Here is a 16,338-nt window from a genome sequence, read left to right as displayed (position 1 = left end):
TGGGGTTAAGCGTGTAAAGAATTCAGAACAATTATCCAGGCAGGGCCCCCTCCAGAAATAAAGAAGGTTTGGAAAGCAGAAAAAAACTGTTCACACTTTCGGAACATATCGCGTTTTTATTTGTCCCAACGGGATCCTTCAACTGAATTCTCTGTTAAGATATTCGGGAACCCCCCAACACATTCTCCAATATCCCCTGCAAACACCCATTGTTGTTATAACTCCTTTTAATTCATAAATTTAAACTATATAAATTGGGTTTTTGAAAACAGATTAAAGAAGGAGCCGGATTGTGACCAGGCAAAATTATTTCACCCGGACACTAACTATAATCGCGGGCTTTTTATTTCTGATACTTATCTCCAAAAACGGAATGACAGCTGACATGACCGAATTTACATCGTACGACGTGGCAAAAATCAAAACGGTAGGTGGGGCGTATATTTCCCCGGACGGGAAAAATATCGCCTACACTCTGTCCGTCCAGCGTAATCCATTCGAAGAGGAGAATGGTAAGGCATGGACGGAACTGCATGTTGTGTCTGCAGATGGTGAAAGCCACCCATACGTATTCGGGGAAGTCGATGTCTCTGACGTCGCATGGACGCCGGATGGTAAAGCAATTTCGTTCGTGGACAAGCGCGGCGATGATGAAGAACGGAGTCTTTATTCGATACCGCTCGATGGCGGAGAAGCCCGGAAAATATTCGAACACGAGACCGATATTACATCTTATTCCTGGAGTCCGGACGGGAAAAAAGTGGCTTTCCTGGCGAAAAAGGATAAGTCAGAAGAAGAGGAGAATCTCGAGGAACAAGGCTTTAACCAGGAAATCTACGAAGAAGACTGGCGGCCTGTGCAGGTATGGATTTATGATACCGAAGCAGAGGTCGCCGATCCGCGCTTGATTGATTTGTCCGGTTCCGCCTCGGAATTACACTGGGGCCCGAAGGGCGAGCGACTCGCCCTGGCGCTGGCGCCGACCTCGCTCATCGACGATCATTACATGTTCCGCCGAATTCGTATTGTTGACGTGGAGTCCGGAGAAGTTACCACAAAAATCGATAATCCCGGCAAACTGGGAGATGTCCGCTGGAGCCCTGACGGAAAGAGTCTGGCGTTTGTCTCCGGTGTCGATATCAATGATCCAAGCGCCGGTCGCATTATGGTCGCTGATGTACAATCCGGCGAGTTCGAGAATCTACTACCCGGCTTCGAGGGGCACGTAGATCATGTAGAGTGGACGGATAAGAATACCATCGCCTACATCGCTTCCGAGAGCGTCTGGACAACATTTAATACTATTTCCAAAGATGGTGAAAACCAGAAGAAACTTATCAAAAAAGAAGGCCCCATTCTCAACGGATTCAGTCTTTCCAAAGATGGCAAAGTCGCGGCATTCGATGCCGAATCACCGAAACATCCGGACGAGGTATTCCGGTATGAATTCGGCAGAAATTTGGAGCGATTGACCGATAGTAATCCGTGGCTTAAGAACAAAAAACTTGCGGAGCAGGAAGTCGTGACCTGGGAAGCCAGAGACGGTTTGGAGCTCCAGGGCGTGTTAATCAAGCCGCTGGATTATGACGAGAACAAGCGCTATCCGCTGATTCTGGCGGTGCACGGCGGTCCGGAATCACACGATTCCAATGAATGGCTTACCAGTTATTCCGATCCCGGACAGGTCGGAGCTGCGCAGGGCTTTGCGGTCTTCTATCCGAACTATCGAGGCAGCACCGGGCGCGGCGTGGAATTTCTGAAGTCAAGCCAAAACAATCCGGCCGGTAAGGAGTTCGATGATCTGGTTGATGCCGTGGATCATTTCGTTGAGATCGGTCTGGCGGATAAAGACCGGGTGGGCATCACCGGCGGGAGCTACGGCGGATACGCTTCGGCCTGGGGCGCTACCTATTATTCGGATCGGTTTGCGGCCAGCGTAATGTTCGTGGGCATCAGCGACAAGATCTCGAAGACCGGAACCTCGGATATCCCGCAGGAACTTTACCTGGTACACGATTCCACGTGGCCGTGGGAAGACTGGATGCACTTTTTGAAGTCCAGTCCCATCCACTACGTGGAACAGGCCAAAACACCGATCCTTATTATGCACGGGGAGGACGATACCCGGGTGAATCCCGGACAGTCCATGGAATTGTACCGATTCCTGAAGGTGCGAAATCAGGCACCGGTCCGGTTGGTTTTTTACAAAGATGAAGGGCATGGTAACAGGAAGGCGGCATCAAAGCTCGATTACAGCCTGCGCCTGATGCGTTGGATGAATTACTATCTGAAGGGCGATGGCGGCGACCCACCGGAGTATCCCGTCGCGTATCAGGAAGATATGCTGGATTAAGGAATAAGGTAAAAGGTATAGAGGTATAGGGGAAAAACCGGAGACCGGAAAATGGGGTGGTGCCGTTTCCTAATCTTAATCCTACTCTTAATCTTAATCCGGGGGAAGATAAAAGGGGTAAAGAAAAACTGTTCGTGGTTTATTGTTCGTTGTGAAAACGTTTGCGATTTGGGACTCTTTTTTGGGACGAAAATGAATAATTAAGAATTCGCAACCAACAACTAACAACTATCCACAAACCACGAGCAACCAACAAATTCAGACCCTAAGTTATCGGAATGACAAATTATCCAATTGGGAGTTGATATATTATGTCTAAAGACAACACCGTCTTAATCATCGGCGCAAACCGCGGGCTCGGCCTGGAGTGGACAAAACAATGGCTTGAGCGTGGAGCAAACGTTATTGCAACCGCCCGGCAGCCGGATAAAGCCGATGCATTACAGAACCTCAAAGATGAAGCTGGCGATCGGCTCAGGATTTGTCAGGTGGATGTGTCCAGTGACGACAGCGTGGATTCGCTGGCAGATGAATTGGAAAGTGAGCCTGTGGATATTCTCATCCACAACGCTGGCGTTATGGGCAGGGCCGGACTCGAATCGCTGGATACGAAAAATGTCCTTGAGGTTATGAACGTAAACAGCGTTGGAGCAATTCGGACTGTTCGCGCATTTCGGGATAATCTCCGGAAGTCCGGGGGCCGATCAAAAATCGCGCTCATCACTTCGCTGATGGGGTCAATCGACGACAACCGCAGTGGCGGTTCCTACGCCTATCGAATGAGTAAGGCTGCGTTGAATATGGCGGGCCGTTCCATGTCCGTAGATTTAGCATCGGATAACATCGATGTGGTCATACTCCATCCCGGATGGGTTAAGACCGATATGGGCGGTGCCAGCGCCCGAATCACGGTGGACGAAAGCGTCAACGGAATGATGAAAGTTTTGGACAGACTGGACGCATCCACCTCCGGCACCTTCTGGCACTCAAACGGCAAACAACTCCCGTGGTAAAATAACATCCGGGGATTACCCTAGCTGAAATAATGAAATTCCGCGTTCTGGTTATACTTTCCATCCTGGTTATAACGCCGCTGGGTTTCGCCACCAAGTTCTACTATGGCCCTGGTGAAGTGTGGATCCAAATTTACGCCGGAGGGGTCCTCTATGAAATCTTCTGGATGTTGGGCCTCGCTTTGGTGTTTCCGCGCCTGAATGATTTCGCTAATGCCGGAGTGGTGTTTGGCGTAACAGGTCTTCTGGAATTCGCCCAGCTGTGGCATCCACCATTTCTTGAGGCATTACGTTCTAATTTTATAGGCGCTACCATCATCGGGGTTGGCTTCGATCCGTGGGATTTTCTGTATTATGCTATCGGTTGTCTCCTGGGCTTCCTCATTCTCAGGGGCTACAAGTCCATCACTCTAAAATCCCGACCTTCCTGAATCGTAAGTCCGAGCTGACGTCGGTTACCCAATTAATTTCCCATCGAAATACTCTTTGGACTGTTCGGTATTCTGGGTATGTTGTTTGGAATCGTAGGATGGCTGAATCCGCCGCTACGCAACAGTTAAAGGGGAGAAAGGCGCTATGGAATCACGCTGGCCAAAACGCATACCGGCAACGCAGGTCAGGTGGACCCGATTTACGAGTCAACTTGAACGGATTATGACGTTCTACAAAGAGGGACTGGGACTACCGGAACTCGGGGCATCACAGGATGAGGAAGGCCGCATGAGTATCCTCTTCGGACTCCCGGGGTTTAACTATCACCTGGAATTCATAGAGCAGCCGGCGGAAGCAAACATGCCTGATCCCCTGCCTGATCACTCTTTTGAGTTCTACATTCCGGACGATTTTGCCTACGAAGATCTCATCGAGCGCTTAGCTGATTTAGGACATGAGCCCCACCCGAAAGAAGACTCCCGGTGGGGAGACAATGCCGCTGTCTATCACGATCCTGATGGTTTCCGGGTGGTAATTTGTAACAGTGAGGGAGTGTAGTCCGGAGTATACCTCCCTGCAAAATCCAGTATTGCATGAGCCAATATGAATTTTATATTAGTTTACCTTGATATCACCTGATCCCTGAAGAGTATCGTAATCGTCTTGACGGTAAGCGAATAAAACCATCTTTGGAAAAGACAGAATGAAAAGAGCGTAAAAGGTCGAGATTATGTCTATAGAAATTGTCAATATGAAGGAATATAGTGATTACCTTGGTACTGAGGTTATGGGCCAGAGAACCCGCCGGAAAATTGCGGGATTGTGGGAATCCAGCGAGCAGATTGTCTGTAATTTTGATGATGTGCTGGGGATGACCGGTGCGTATGCCGATGAGGCATTTGGCAAGATGTTTATTGAGAAGGGTTCCAGTGAGTATGTGGAGAAGGTCCGGTTTGAAAATCTCAATGATTTGGTGAAAACCATATTGAAGTGTACGCTGTATCAGCGATACGACCAAATGCAGGGCGGATGGCGGTTGTAAGGGCTAGTCGCCCGTTTTCCAACTGCGAAATAGCCTTGGAATAATCGTGAGAAAATACCAAAATCCTTTCAATCGCCGCCGCAGAGTCTTCCCATAGAGTAACTCCAGAATGGCCGACAGTCCATTGTACAATTTTTCACTGTAAGGATGCCACCAGAGCGCACGCCTGGTAAATGACAGCCGGTCCCGGACGACCACCTGCGGCTGCGTCATCTCTTCGAATCCCAGCGCGCCGTGAGTCCGGCCGATCCCCGACTTTTTGAACCCACCCCACGGTGTTTCCGCCATCCCGTGACTCATCAGATGGTCGTTCACCAGTACTGTACCGGACTGGATCTGCCTGGCAATCTTTTCGGCGCGCTTCCGATCCTTTGACCAGACGGAACTCGTCAGCCCGTGGATTGAATCGTTGGCGAGTGCGATAGCTTCCCGGTCTGTTCCGTAGGACATTACGCCAACCACCGGTCCGAAGGTCTCCTCGCGCATCACATCCATGGAATGATTCACTCCGGTAAGCACCCGCGCGGGAACGAAGTTCTGTAGATTTGCGGACTCGGGAATTTGGCTTTCCACAAAGATTTCCGCCCCGAGCTCAAGGGCATTTTCCAAATGCCTGTTGACCGTGTCAACCTGCTCAGTAGTCGTCATTACTCCGTAATCCATACCCTTGCCACATTCCAGTCCGCACTTTAACGATTCGGTGTATGACTTCAGCAACTCAAGGAACGGTTCATATACATTTTCGTGGACATAAATTCGCTCAATCCCCCCACATGATTGCCCGGAATTCTGCATGCCTGCCCAGACCGCGCCGCCGGCCGCCCGTTCCAGGTCGGCATCCTCACAGATGATCATGGCATCGTTGCTGCCGAGCTCCAGGGAGACCGGAGTCACGGTCTTTGCCGCCTCTGCCATGAGTTGTGCGCCAGCCCGTTGTCCACCGGTAAAAAAGAGTTTATCGATTCCCAGCGAAAAAATTTGCTGGCCGAAATTTTTTCCCGCCATATTCACATAGTTGAACACACCATCCGGCAGATCGGCTGCTTGGATGCATTCTTCTAATTTTCGGCCGACCATCTGGGTTTCTCTGGCGGTCTTTAAAATGATTGCGTTTCCCGATAACAATCCGATAATGACCTCGTGAAACGGAATAGTAAACGGATAATTCCAGGGAGAGATAATCCCGATAACGCCAAACGGTTCCCTATAAATTGTACTCTGCTTATAGGATAAAATAATATTCCCCGGCCGGAGTTTTTTCGGCTTCAGAAATTTTTTGGCATTTTTGGCGTAATAATTGGCCGCAATGGCTGAAGAGAGCACTTCGGTCGCCATTGCATCCACCGGGGACTTCCCGTTATCCCGGTGGATCGTCATCGCGATCTCATCTCCGTGTTCCACAATCCAGTCCCGAATCCTGAGGACGTAATTCACCCGCTCGCTGAGAGGAAATTTGGCCCAGACCTGCTGTGCGATCCTCGCCTGGGCGACGATGCTTTCGAGCTCTTCCGCACCAGTTACCGGGGAATGGCCCAGTAGCTCACCGGACGCCGGATTGTAGCAGGCGGTTGTATTTTGGAACGCTGTCTCGTTCATCAATGTCTCCGAATCGTATCCATGATTATTTTCCTCTTTTCGCTCCAGGTTTCTCCGGAATACCGGACATGGCGCGTTCAGCCAATGCAGTAATGGTTAATGAGGGATTCACCCCGGGGTTGGCGGACACGGCTGATCCGTCGCACACGTACATGTTCTGATAGTTGAAGACCCGGTGGTGCCGATCGATGACACCTTCGGAGTCGTCCGCTCCCATAGTGGCGCCACCGAGGATATGCGCTGTTGTAGGAATCCCGAACAGCGTCTCGGACGCGAGCACCGTCGGGGTTCCGTTTACGATGCCTGCATAGTTCTCTGCTATTTCCCTGGCCTCCGGCATAAACGCAGTGGGGCTGTTTTCTCCTTCCAGGGAAGTCTTCATGCGGAAGGCGCCTTTTTTCAGCCGGAGCGTACTGTTGAGCGTCCGCATGAACAGCAAAATTTGTGTCTGCTTCGCCCAGTCCCGGACAAAAAAGGTCCGCAGCCATTTGATTGGATGGCTTCCTATCTTTTTCAGCGCACGGAGGATTCTAATTCCAGCGTTTTTCCCGTGAACCAGCGGCGCCATAAACAGGCGCCAGAAGCCTGAACCGGCGGAATAACGCACCGGTTCAAGGTGACTCCACTGATCAGTGTGGAAGATGGAACCGATGGCAATTCCCTCCGAAAAGTCAGTTTCCTTGTCTGGGTTAGTGATTCCGATGAGGCTTTCCGAATTGGTGCGAATCTCCGAGCCAATCTTATCGGATAAATCGGGCAAAGAAGACTTTTTCAGTTCCAAAAGGAGTTTAACAGTGCCGAGTACTCCCCCTGAAAAAATAACTCCGGTGGTAGTGAACTCACTCTTTTCGGGGAAATATGCAGTCGAATCTTTCCAGCTGACACTGTAGCCATCGCTGCCGTCCGCAGCTGCAATAGGTCTGACATCAAACACTTCGGATTCCGCCTGGATTTTGGCGCCGGCCTGCTGCGCCAGATGGAGGTAGTTCTTGTCCAGCGTGTTTTTGGCGTTGTACCGGCATCCCAGCATACAGCCGCCACAGAACCGGCACCCCTGGCGTTCCGGCCCCTTGCCGTCGAAATAGGGGTCCGGCACTGTTTCCTCCGGTTCGCCGAAAAAGACCGCCACTTCCGTGGGCTCGAACTCGTCTGCTTTTCCCATAGATTCTGCCAGCTGGTGGAGCGCTTCATCGCCACGTTCCAACCGCGGATTGCGATCAACACCGAGCATTCGTTTCGCGGTTTTATAGTGTGGCGCCAGCTCCTGTTCCCAATCCCCGAGATGCGCCCAGGACTCCGCCGTGAAAAATTCCGTTTTCGGCATGGGAAGGGTATTGGCGTACACCAGGGAGCCGCCGCCAACACCAACCCCCGACAGGATCCCGATATGTCGGTAAAAGGTCATCCGGAAGATGCCGAACCATTTCAGCATCGGCAGCCAGAGCCACTTTCTCAGGTTCCAGTTTCGCTTTGGAAAGTCTTCGGGGGATTTCCACTGCCCTTTTTCCAGCACGAGCACTCTGTAGCCCTTTTCCGCCAACCGCAATGCTGACACGGACCCACCGAAGCCGCTGCCGATAATGATGTAGTCGTAATCGTGAGTTGCACTGTCGGGCATGTGTAAATCTTTGTCTCGGTTATGATCTGACCTTAAAGGAGAAAATCAATAATAGCCAATTCAGATACGTAAGTCAAAAGCAGTGTTTCTAAGGACAGTGTTCGAGTGTTCAAGTGTTAAGGTATCCAGTTTGAAAAAACGGTAAAATATAGATCCGGGTTCTACTTCTGGAAAAAGTAAAACAACAAATCACACACAACCAACAACGAACACAAATATAAGGATTATGATTAAGGTTATGATGTATCTATCCACATTATGCACTCAAATGTGCGGAGTTATAGTTTGCTTCCTCCGGGAGAATTAGCTAATTTCTTCAATATTTTATGGACGCTATCCACCTGAAAAATATGGTTTTTTACGGATACCACGGAGTAAAGTCCGAGGAGAATTCCCTGGGAGCCCGGTTTGAGGTGGATATTACGCTCCGGGCGGATTTGAACGCTGCCATTGTCAGCGATCGGTTGAGCGATACTGTCAATTACAACGATGTCTATAATTTGGTGGAACACATCGTTACCGAGCGGAAGTATTATCTTATCGAGGCATTGGCCGGTGAAATTTGTGAGCGTATTTTGCAGGAATTTCAAAACGTAGAACAGTCAACTGTAACTGTCCGCAAACCAAACGCCCCGATCAAAGGAGTCCTGGATCATGTCGAGGTCGAAATCGAACGATCACGAAAATGAGCCTGAGGAGGCGCCCGTGTTTTTATCGCTGGGATCGAACGTGGGAGAACGAATGGAGTATCTGCGTCGAGCTGTGGAGTCGATGAAAGAGAGCGACGACATGACCGTGCAAGGTGAATCAGCGGTTTATGAAACCGAGCCGGTGGAGGTGGAGGACCAGGACAGGTTTTTGAACATGGTGGCGAGGATAAGTACGGAACTGGAGCCGAAAGAGTTATTAGAGTGCCTCAAGGAAATTGAACAAGACCTCGGCCGGAAACATCGGCGGGACAAAGGCCCCAGGGAAATCGATATCGATATCCTTTTTTATGGGCATCGCACCGTGGATTCTGCGGACTTGAAGATTCCGCACGAACGGCTGCAGGATCGAAAGTTTGTTCTCTTTCCACTAAGCCAGTTGGCACCGGACTTTATGAGCCCTACTCATAAGAAATCGGTGGCGGAACTTTTGCATGATTGCCAGGATAAGAGTTATATTCATTTACATGGACATTTGACATACGTATGAAAAACCTCTATTACATTGCTATCGAAGGTGTGATTGGCGTTGGTAAGACCAGCTTGGCACGGTTGATTGCCGAGCGCCTCAATGCTAAGTTGGTAGAAGAACAGTTTGAGGACAACCCGTTTCTGGAGGATTTCTACTGGGATAAGGAACGGTTTGCGTTCCAGACGCAGCTCTGGTTTTTGCTGAGTCGGTACCGGCAGCAACAGGAGCTGCAGCAGGTCGACCTGTTTCACCGCCTGCTGATCACCGACTACATGTTCGTGAAGGATCGCCTGTTCGCATTTATCAATTTGAACGATAAAGAACTCGCGTTGTACGAAAAGATCGCCGATCTCCTGGAGCGGGATATTCCGAAGCCGGATCTGGTGATCTACCTCCAGGCGGACACCGAGCGACTGATGAAGAACATTCGCCATCGCGGACGCTCGTACGAGTCACATATTACACCGGAGTATATCGATTCGCTAAATCAGGTCTACAACCAGTATTTTCTCCAGTACAATAAGGGGCCCTTGCTGATAATTAATGCCACGGAAATTGATTTTGTCCATGATCCGGATGACTTGCAGGACCTCATCGACACCATCCGCCAGCCGATTACCGGGACCAAGTTTTATAATCCATCGAAAAGTTAAAAGGAAGATCCAATGTTACGCCTAATACTCTATGGAGTGCTTGCGTATCTGGCATACCGTGCATTCCGGGTTGTGAAAGAGAGCTTTTATATTGAGGACGATTTCCGTGTCGATGGGAAGGAAGACAATAAAAAGTTTGATATCGATGAGGACGACATTGTGGATGCGGAATTCAAAGATTTAAAAGAATAGAAGGGGAGTCGCACCGTGCAGAATTTATGGAATAATATCGTTCAATATTTTTCCGAGCCGGATCGCGTCATCGGGTGGCTGGATACCTTGCTGGAAGTGATTGTCATTCTGGTGGTGGCCCGGGTTGGGCTGAAAATCGTCCATAAGATCCTCGAACGCCGGCTGAAGCCACTGGAGTCGCTTCCGGATACCGATCCGAAAAAGCAGCGCTCCAAGACGATGCTGCCGCTGTTGGAAAATATAATCTCTTATGTTATCTACGGGCTTGCTGGAGTACTGGCGATTCAGCAGCTGGGGGTGGATATTACCGCCATCCTGGCCGGGGCTGGTGTGGTTGGCCTCGCTATCGGTTTCGGCGCACAAAGTCTGGTAAAGGATCTAATCTCCGGATTCTTTCTCCTCTTCGATGGTCTGGTTGGGGTTGGTGATATCATCACCATGGAGCCACATACCGGACTCGTCGAAAAGATCGGCATCCGGAATACCCAGATCCGAAAATTTAACGGGGAACTCCGGACAATTCCGAATGGGGACCTGACGAGCTTCGGGAATCTCAACCGGGGTTTCATGCGGGCGATTGTGCGGGTCGGTGTCGCTTACGAGGCGAACATCGAAGACGCCATGGCCGTGCTACGAAAAATCGCCCAGGATTATGCCGGGAAGCATCAGGACATCGTTATGGAAGAGCCGATGGTTCAGGGTGTGATGAGCTTTAATGCCAGTGATGTAGAAGTCCGGATCGTCATTAAAGTAGTGCCGGGCAACCAGTGGCAGGCCGAGCGGGATCTGCGCCGGATGATCAAGGCATACTTCGATGACCGCAACGTAGAAATTCCATTTCCGCGCCATGTGGTGTATCTTCGGAACGAGAGCGAATGGGATAACACGGTGGATACGACAGACACTCCGGAAGAAAAAGTGGAAGAGTTACCAGATCCGGATAAATTCGGCGAATTCGGCGTGGATGAAGAGGATATCGGCAAAGTCTACCAGGAAATCCGCAAGTTCCGAAAACAGTTCAGCGGATTGTCGAAAAAATTTCGCAGGGAGCAATCATCCGAGGAAAAGAAGGACTAACCTTTCCGGAAGAGCGGCCGAAACCCTCGGCTGATCTCATCTATCTCGATCATCACGCAAGTACCCCGATTCTGCCGCAGGTACGCAACGCGATGTTGCCATGGATCGACGGTGGATTCGGGAATCCCTCCAACTCACTCCATAAATATGGACAGGAAGCCCGGAAGGCCGTCGATTGGGCCCGGACTCAGGTTGCTCAATTAATCAACGCTGCTCCGGAGGAGATTATCTTTACCTCCGGGGCTACCGAAGCTAACAATCTTGCTATCACTGGTGCAGTAAGGGCGGCAGAGAATTTCCGTGGTATTCTGACGTCGGAGCTGGAACACCCCTCAGTCACCGAACCGGTTGCGCTACTTGCCCGCAACGGCAGAGATGTATGGACCGTCCAGGCCGATAATAATAGCCGAATTGCTCCCGCCGATGTCGGGCAAATATTATCAGAGCGAGATATTAATTTGGTTTCAATTATTGCCGTTCAGGGCGAAATAGGCACAATAAACGCCATCCCGGAAATTGCAAAAGTCGTGCACGATTATGGTGCATTGATTCATACTGATGCGGCGCAGGCTGTTGGGAAGATTCCCGTGGACGTCCGTGACTGGGACGTTGATTTTTTGACTATCGCAGGTCATAAGATGTATGCTCCGAAGGGCGTGGGGGCACTCTATCGAAAAGAAGGCGTACCGCTTGAGCCAATTCTGCACGGCGCCGGACACGAAAACGGTATGCGGCCAGGGACGGAAAACGTCCCGTATCTGGTAGGTTTCGGCGAAGCGTGCCGATTGGCACGAAGTGACCTGGAGGAGGAAGCCGAGCGGCAGATCGAACTGCGGAACCTTCTCTGGGAAAAGTTACATGGAACACTCCCGGAGGTGAGACTGAATGGACCACTGGAAAACCGACATCCCGGTAATTTGCATGTGAGTTTTCCGTCGGTTGATGCGAGAAATATCCTGGAAAAGCTGCCGGGCTATGCGCTGTCGGTGGGGTCAGCCTGCCACTCGGAGTATCCGGAAGACAATCCGTTGATACGGGCTCTGGACATTCCACCGGAATATGCGCGTGGCAGCGTACGCATTGGCATCGGCCGGTCGAATACCCGCCACCAGATTGATAACTTTGCCGATGACTTGATTGCAGCATATCGTACAGTATTGAAGAAGTGATGACGGCGGCGCACCGTATCCGGAAATACCTGCTGATGGAACCCCGAAGAGTCCTTATCTTTGGAGCGGAGATCATTGGAATTTGTATGGTAATCTCCGAAAAAATTAATTTGAAATGAGATGGGTACCTGAATGAAAACAGATTCAAACCGCTCAGTGTTAGTCGTTGGAGATAAAGTACTGATCAAGCCGGAGGCGGAGTCAAATAAAACCGAATCCGGTCTGTTTCTACCAGAGGGTGTGAAACAGAAGGAGCAGGTCCAGGGTGGATATGTGGCCAAGGTCGGCCCCGGATACCCGCTGCCGGATATCGCTAATGAGGATGAACCCTGGGCGCAGAGCGGAGATACCGATCTCCGTTACATTCCATTGCAGGCGAACGAAGGCGATTACGCTGTATTTCTTCGCAAACATGCCATTGAAGTCGAGATAGACGAACAGGAATACCTGATCGTGAGTCATTCCAGCATCGTGTTGTTGCTCCGGGATGAGGATATCGTCGGGTGAATTATTCTAACAACATTCTATCTCTCTGGACTTTGCTTCCAATTTTCTTAAATCCTTTAGTAATAAAGTCTGTGAGGGGAAACGACGAGATCCCTCGGCTGAGTCCCGACCAGGCGGGACTCCGCTCGGGATGCCACACTTTGCGCCTGGTCTATTGTTTTCACACAGCCTCAGTGCAACGGCTCTATAGGATCACTCTTCACTGAATTACGCTGCAGTCTCCCGAAAAATCAGTTCCTGTATATTTCTGGACATTTTACAAGAGTTTTTCACTTTTTGTAGCAATCTAGCTTGTGTTTCCATGAAAATCCTTCGTATTTTACAAGGATTGAGAGGAAGATGTAGAAATTTGCGAAGGGCAGAGCTCGAGCATTTCAAACCAAACTGAGGAGGTTGTATGAACGATAAAATTGTCGAATATCTCGGGGATGAAGCGGATTCCCTGCTGAATCATACGTGCAAAGGTATTCCGAAAGAACGACTCGAGGTACCGGGCCCGGATTTTGTGGATCGCGTGTGGAAAGAATCCGACCGGAATATTCGCGTGCTGAGGAGTTTGAACCAGATTCTATACAATGGACGGCTTTCCGGAACCGGGTATGTTTCTATTCTGCCGGTGGATCAAGGTATTGAGCACTCGGCGGCCGCCTCATTTGCCCCGAATCCCGACTATTTCGATCCGGATAAAATTGTGGAACTGGCTATCGAAGGCGGTTGTAATGCAGTAGCTTCAACACTGGGTGTTCTCGGGAACGTAGCCAGAAAATACGCCCATAGGATTCCGTTCATTCTGAAGTTCAATCACAATGAATTGCTGTCCTATCCGAATGATTACGATCAGATTATGTTCGGCAGCATCGACCAGGCTTACGACATGGGGGCCGTGGCTGTTGGTGCAACGATTTATTTTGGCTCCGAAGAATCGAATCGTCAGATCCAGGAAGTCAGTGAAGCGTTCAAATATGCACATGAACTGGGGATGGCGACCATTCTGTGGTGCTATCTGCGGAACTCCGCATTCAAGATTGGCGACGACGATTACCATGCGTCCGCTGACCTGACCAGCCAGGCGAACCATCTGGGTGCAACCATCGGTGCAGATATCGTAAAGCAGAAGTTGCCGACGAACAACGGTGGATATCCCGCGATGGCTGAAGAACATGGCAAGTTCGGCCGTACCAGCGACAAGGTCTACGGCGAACTCGTCACGGATCATCCCATTGATTTGGTCCGCTGGCAGGTTGCCAACGATTACATGGGCCGCGTCGGCCTGATTAACTCCGGTGGCGCGTCCTCAGGTAAGGGCGACTTTGCCCAGGCAGTCCGCACCGCAGTGGTCAACAAACGTGGCGGCGGTATGGGATTGATTTCCGGACGGAAAGCATTCCAGCGTCCCATGAAGGAAGGCGTCAAACTGCTGAACTCCATCCAGGACGTCTATCTTGACGAGGATATTACTGTGGCGTAATTCCAGCAGAAATCCTTTTTGGATTTGAAAGCCCTCCGGCGAAACGTCGGGGGGCTTTTTTAATGAGAAATAATTAAGGGCCGTCGCAAAGGCACGCGAAGAGTACGATTAGAAACTGGATGCTTGAAATTAAAAGGTATAAAGTATAAGGTGGGTCTGCTCTAAAAAGACCCATATGTTCACTCATAGCTCCTGTGCGTAGATTAGGTTGACACCGCTACATTCCACACCGAAAGGGGCTGAAGCCCCCTATTTCACTATATTCCTTTCTTTACCCCGTCCCGTCCGGACGGGACGGGGCTATTCAAAATCTTCTGAATTGACATTAATAACCGAAATTACCAAACGGTCATGTGCTTTTTAGAGTACACCCATAAGGTAATATTATCCTATTCTACCTTCTGTGGCTGGTGATACGAAATAGTGGGACTTGTATGAAATACTTGGACATTTTAATTTTGATGAACCGAGAGGAAACGCGCAACTATAATACGTTCTTTAACTTGAACACCCGACAACTTTAACACAGTAACACTGCCCTAATGAATAAACAGATATGCCTGCTCAAGTAAAAACGCACAGACCAGGCCCGCATACGTACCGACCACGTAGCCGCCAATGCCGAGCAAGACGCCCACCGGGGCCAGCGCGGGATGAAATGCACTTGCGACAATCGGTGCTGAGGCGGCGCCACCAACGTTCGCCTGGGAACCGACTGCTGCAAAGAAAATCGGCGCTTTCAGTTTCCACCTGGTGAAAAGAATGAGCCCGGCGTGGATACTAAGCCAGACGGCCCCGATGACTACCAGCCCGGGCACTTCCACGACTTTGGCGAATTCTGCCTTAGCGCCAATGGTTGCAACCAGAAGATATAAAAACAGCGAGCCTATGCTGCTGGCGCCGGCGCCTTCCAGCTTCCGCCACGGTGTGAACGAAATAATCAATCCGAGCGTCGTGACAAAGACAACAACCCAGGTGAACTGACTCACAATATTTCCGATTTCCGGCAGCACCTGCGACAGAGCATGGGCTATGGCGGTCCCACCCATGCCAATAGTGACTATTAGCAGCAGGTCGGCGAGATTTGTGGGGCGTTCCACTTCCTTGTGGAAGTCTTCGACACGGGTTCTCACTTTTTCGATGGCTTCCCGGTCCGCCCCGATTTTCTCATCCATCTCCTTGTTGCGTCCCGCAAAAAAAAGCAAGGCCGCCATCCAGACATTTGCTACGGCGACGTCGACGACCACCATCATGCTTAAGGTGGAATCCAGCACGCCAACGCTTTTGCCGATGGCGATAAAATTTGCCCCGCCGCCGATCCATGAGCCACTGAGTGCAGCCAGTCCCTTCCACACTTCCACGCCGAGGTCCGCTGGTGCCATCCAGCCAAACGCCAGCAACGCTATTGGACCACCGAGCACGATAGTTACCGTTCCTACGAGAAACAGTATCACGGTATTTTTCCCGAGATTCATGATGGCTTTGACATCCACAGCCAGGGTAAGCAGGATTAAACTCGCCGGCAGCAGCCAGTCCATGATGAATCCGTAGAGGGGGGATTCCAATGGTATTACGCCGGTATTAGATAAAATAGTCGGAACGAAATACGCAAACACTAACAGCGGAATAACCTTAAATATTTTGCCAAAAACCGGATGCCTGTTGATGGTAAACAGAAGTGCGAGCACGCCGAGCAGGACCGCCAGTATTCCCATGGGATGTTCTATCATAAATTGACTCCTGTGCTATTCTCTGGATTCCGAAAGGGAAAAGTTAACTTCTTCAGATTCGAAACCAAGGAAATTTAAGGACTGTGTGATAGTGTTTCCCAAAGGGAGCTCCCCGGGGCAGGTGTTCGAGTGTTCAAGTGTTCAGGAGAAAATCGTGTTACAGTGTTAATTGTTAGATATATTCGCGTTATTTACAGATCGTCTGGGTAAAAATAGTCGATTAATTGCTCCATCGGCGTCTTCCCCTCGAGGCCTTTATGCGGTTTCACCAAGTTATACCAATTCACCCAGCGCCGCAGTTCCTGTTTG

Annotated in this window: 17 protein-coding genes; 13 read left to right on the top strand and 4 right to left on the bottom strand. The window is 50.3% G+C overall.

Going from position 1 to position 16,338, the window contains the following annotated elements:
- Positions 1-292: 292 nt before the first annotated feature.
- The 5 genes from K9N57_15085 (at position 293) to K9N57_15065 (ending at position 4,840) form a co-directional block, all read left to right on the top strand.
- Positions 293-2,353 carry a S9 family peptidase gene (locus K9N57_15085; protein MCF7805507.1) on the top strand — a complete coding sequence of 687 codons (2,061 nt, stop codon included), beginning with the start codon at positions 293-295 and terminating at the stop codon, positions 2,351-2,353.
- 311 nt (positions 2,354-2,664) lie between these two features.
- Positions 2,665-3,366, top strand: coding sequence for an SDR family oxidoreductase (locus K9N57_15080; GenBank protein ID MCF7805506.1), 702 nt, complete (start codon positions 2,665-2,667; stop codon positions 3,364-3,366).
- 32 nt (positions 3,367-3,398) lie between these two features.
- A complete protein-coding gene (locus K9N57_15075) occupies positions 3,399-3,797 on the top strand; it encodes a DUF2809 domain-containing protein (GenBank protein MCF7805505.1) in 399 nt (132 codons plus the stop codon).
- A gap of 145 nt (positions 3,798-3,942) precedes the next feature.
- Positions 3,943-4,356, top strand: a complete 414-nt coding sequence (locus K9N57_15070; protein ID MCF7805504.1) for a VOC family protein — start codon at positions 3,943-3,945, stop codon at positions 4,354-4,356.
- Positions 4,357-4,528: 172 nt separating this feature from the next.
- Positions 4,529-4,840 (top strand): STAS-like domain-containing protein, encoded by a 312-nt coding sequence (locus K9N57_15065; GenBank protein ID MCF7805503.1) that lies wholly within the window; start codon positions 4,529-4,531, stop codon positions 4,838-4,840.
- 3 nt (positions 4,841-4,843) lie between these two features.
- On the opposite strand, the gene K9N57_15060 is transcribed toward K9N57_15065, so the two are convergent.
- On the bottom strand, positions 4,844-6,436 hold the full coding sequence (locus K9N57_15060) for an aldehyde dehydrogenase family protein (GenBank protein ID MCF7805502.1): 1,593 nt from the start codon (positions 6,434-6,436) through the stop codon (positions 4,844-4,846).
- Positions 6,437-6,461: 25 nt separating this feature from the next.
- Complete coding sequence (locus K9N57_15055) at positions 6,462-8,054, bottom strand: GMC family oxidoreductase (GenBank protein ID MCF7805501.1); 1,593 nt, start codon at positions 8,052-8,054, stop codon at positions 6,462-6,464.
- Positions 8,055-8,380: 326 nt separating this feature from the next.
- On the opposite strand from K9N57_15055, the gene folB reads away from it, so the two are divergent.
- From folB to K9N57_15015, 8 genes are all read left to right on the top strand, one after another.
- A complete protein-coding gene (gene folB / locus K9N57_15050; GenBank protein MCF7805500.1) occupies positions 8,381-8,743 on the top strand; it encodes a dihydroneopterin aldolase in 363 nt (120 codons plus the stop codon).
- Positions 8,709-9,251 carry a 2-amino-4-hydroxy-6-hydroxymethyldihydropteridine diphosphokinase gene (gene folK / locus K9N57_15045; protein ID MCF7805499.1) on the top strand — a complete coding sequence of 181 codons (543 nt, stop codon included), beginning with the start codon at positions 8,709-8,711 and terminating at the stop codon, positions 9,249-9,251. Before folB ends, folK begins: the two co-directional genes overlap by 35 nt.
- The gene (locus K9N57_15040) at positions 9,248-9,886 is read left to right on the top strand and encodes a deoxynucleoside kinase (protein MCF7805498.1); all 639 of its coding nucleotides are present in this window, start codon (positions 9,248-9,250) and stop codon (positions 9,884-9,886) included. The genes folK and K9N57_15040 overlap by 4 nt, the downstream gene beginning before the upstream one ends.
- A gap of 12 nt (positions 9,887-9,898) precedes the next feature.
- Entirely contained in the window at positions 9,899-10,078 is a 180-nt protein-coding gene (locus K9N57_15035; protein ID MCF7805497.1) for a hypothetical protein, read from the top strand.
- A 15-nt stretch (positions 10,079-10,093) separates the two neighbouring features.
- Positions 10,094-11,155: a mechanosensitive ion channel family protein gene (locus K9N57_15030; protein ID MCF7805496.1), complete on the top strand. Its 1,062-nt coding sequence runs from the start codon at positions 10,094-10,096 to the stop codon at positions 11,153-11,155.
- Complete coding sequence (locus tag K9N57_15025; protein MCF7805495.1) at positions 11,104-12,324, top strand: cysteine desulfurase; 1,221 nt, start codon at positions 11,104-11,106, stop codon at positions 12,322-12,324. The genes K9N57_15030 and K9N57_15025 overlap by 52 nt, the downstream gene beginning before the upstream one ends.
- Before the next feature lie 132 nt (positions 12,325-12,456).
- Positions 12,457-12,831, top strand: coding sequence for a co-chaperone GroES family protein (locus K9N57_15020; GenBank protein MCF7805494.1), 375 nt, complete (start codon positions 12,457-12,459; stop codon positions 12,829-12,831).
- Positions 12,832-13,228: 397 nt separating this feature from the next.
- The gene (locus K9N57_15015; protein ID MCF7805493.1) at positions 13,229-14,299 is read left to right on the top strand and encodes a class I fructose-bisphosphate aldolase; all 1,071 of its coding nucleotides are present in this window, start codon (positions 13,229-13,231) and stop codon (positions 14,297-14,299) included.
- Between the two features lie 539 nt (positions 14,300-14,838).
- Here the strand turns inward: K9N57_15015 and K9N57_15010 are convergent.
- Entirely contained in the window at positions 14,839-16,014 is a 1,176-nt protein-coding gene (locus K9N57_15010) for a DUF819 family protein (GenBank protein ID MCF7805492.1), read from the bottom strand.
- Between the two features lie 206 nt (positions 16,015-16,220).
- A partial coding sequence (locus K9N57_15005) for an integrase core domain-containing protein (GenBank protein ID MCF7805491.1) occupies positions 16,221-16,338 on the bottom strand: 118 nt, incomplete at its 5' end.

It is taken from the genome of Candidatus Neomarinimicrobiota bacterium (assembly GCA_021734025.1).
Taxonomy (GTDB): domain Bacteria; phylum Fidelibacterota; class JAANXI01; order JAANXI01; family JAANXI01; genus JAANXI01.
This window is presented reverse-complemented; position numbering and strand designations above follow the sequence as displayed.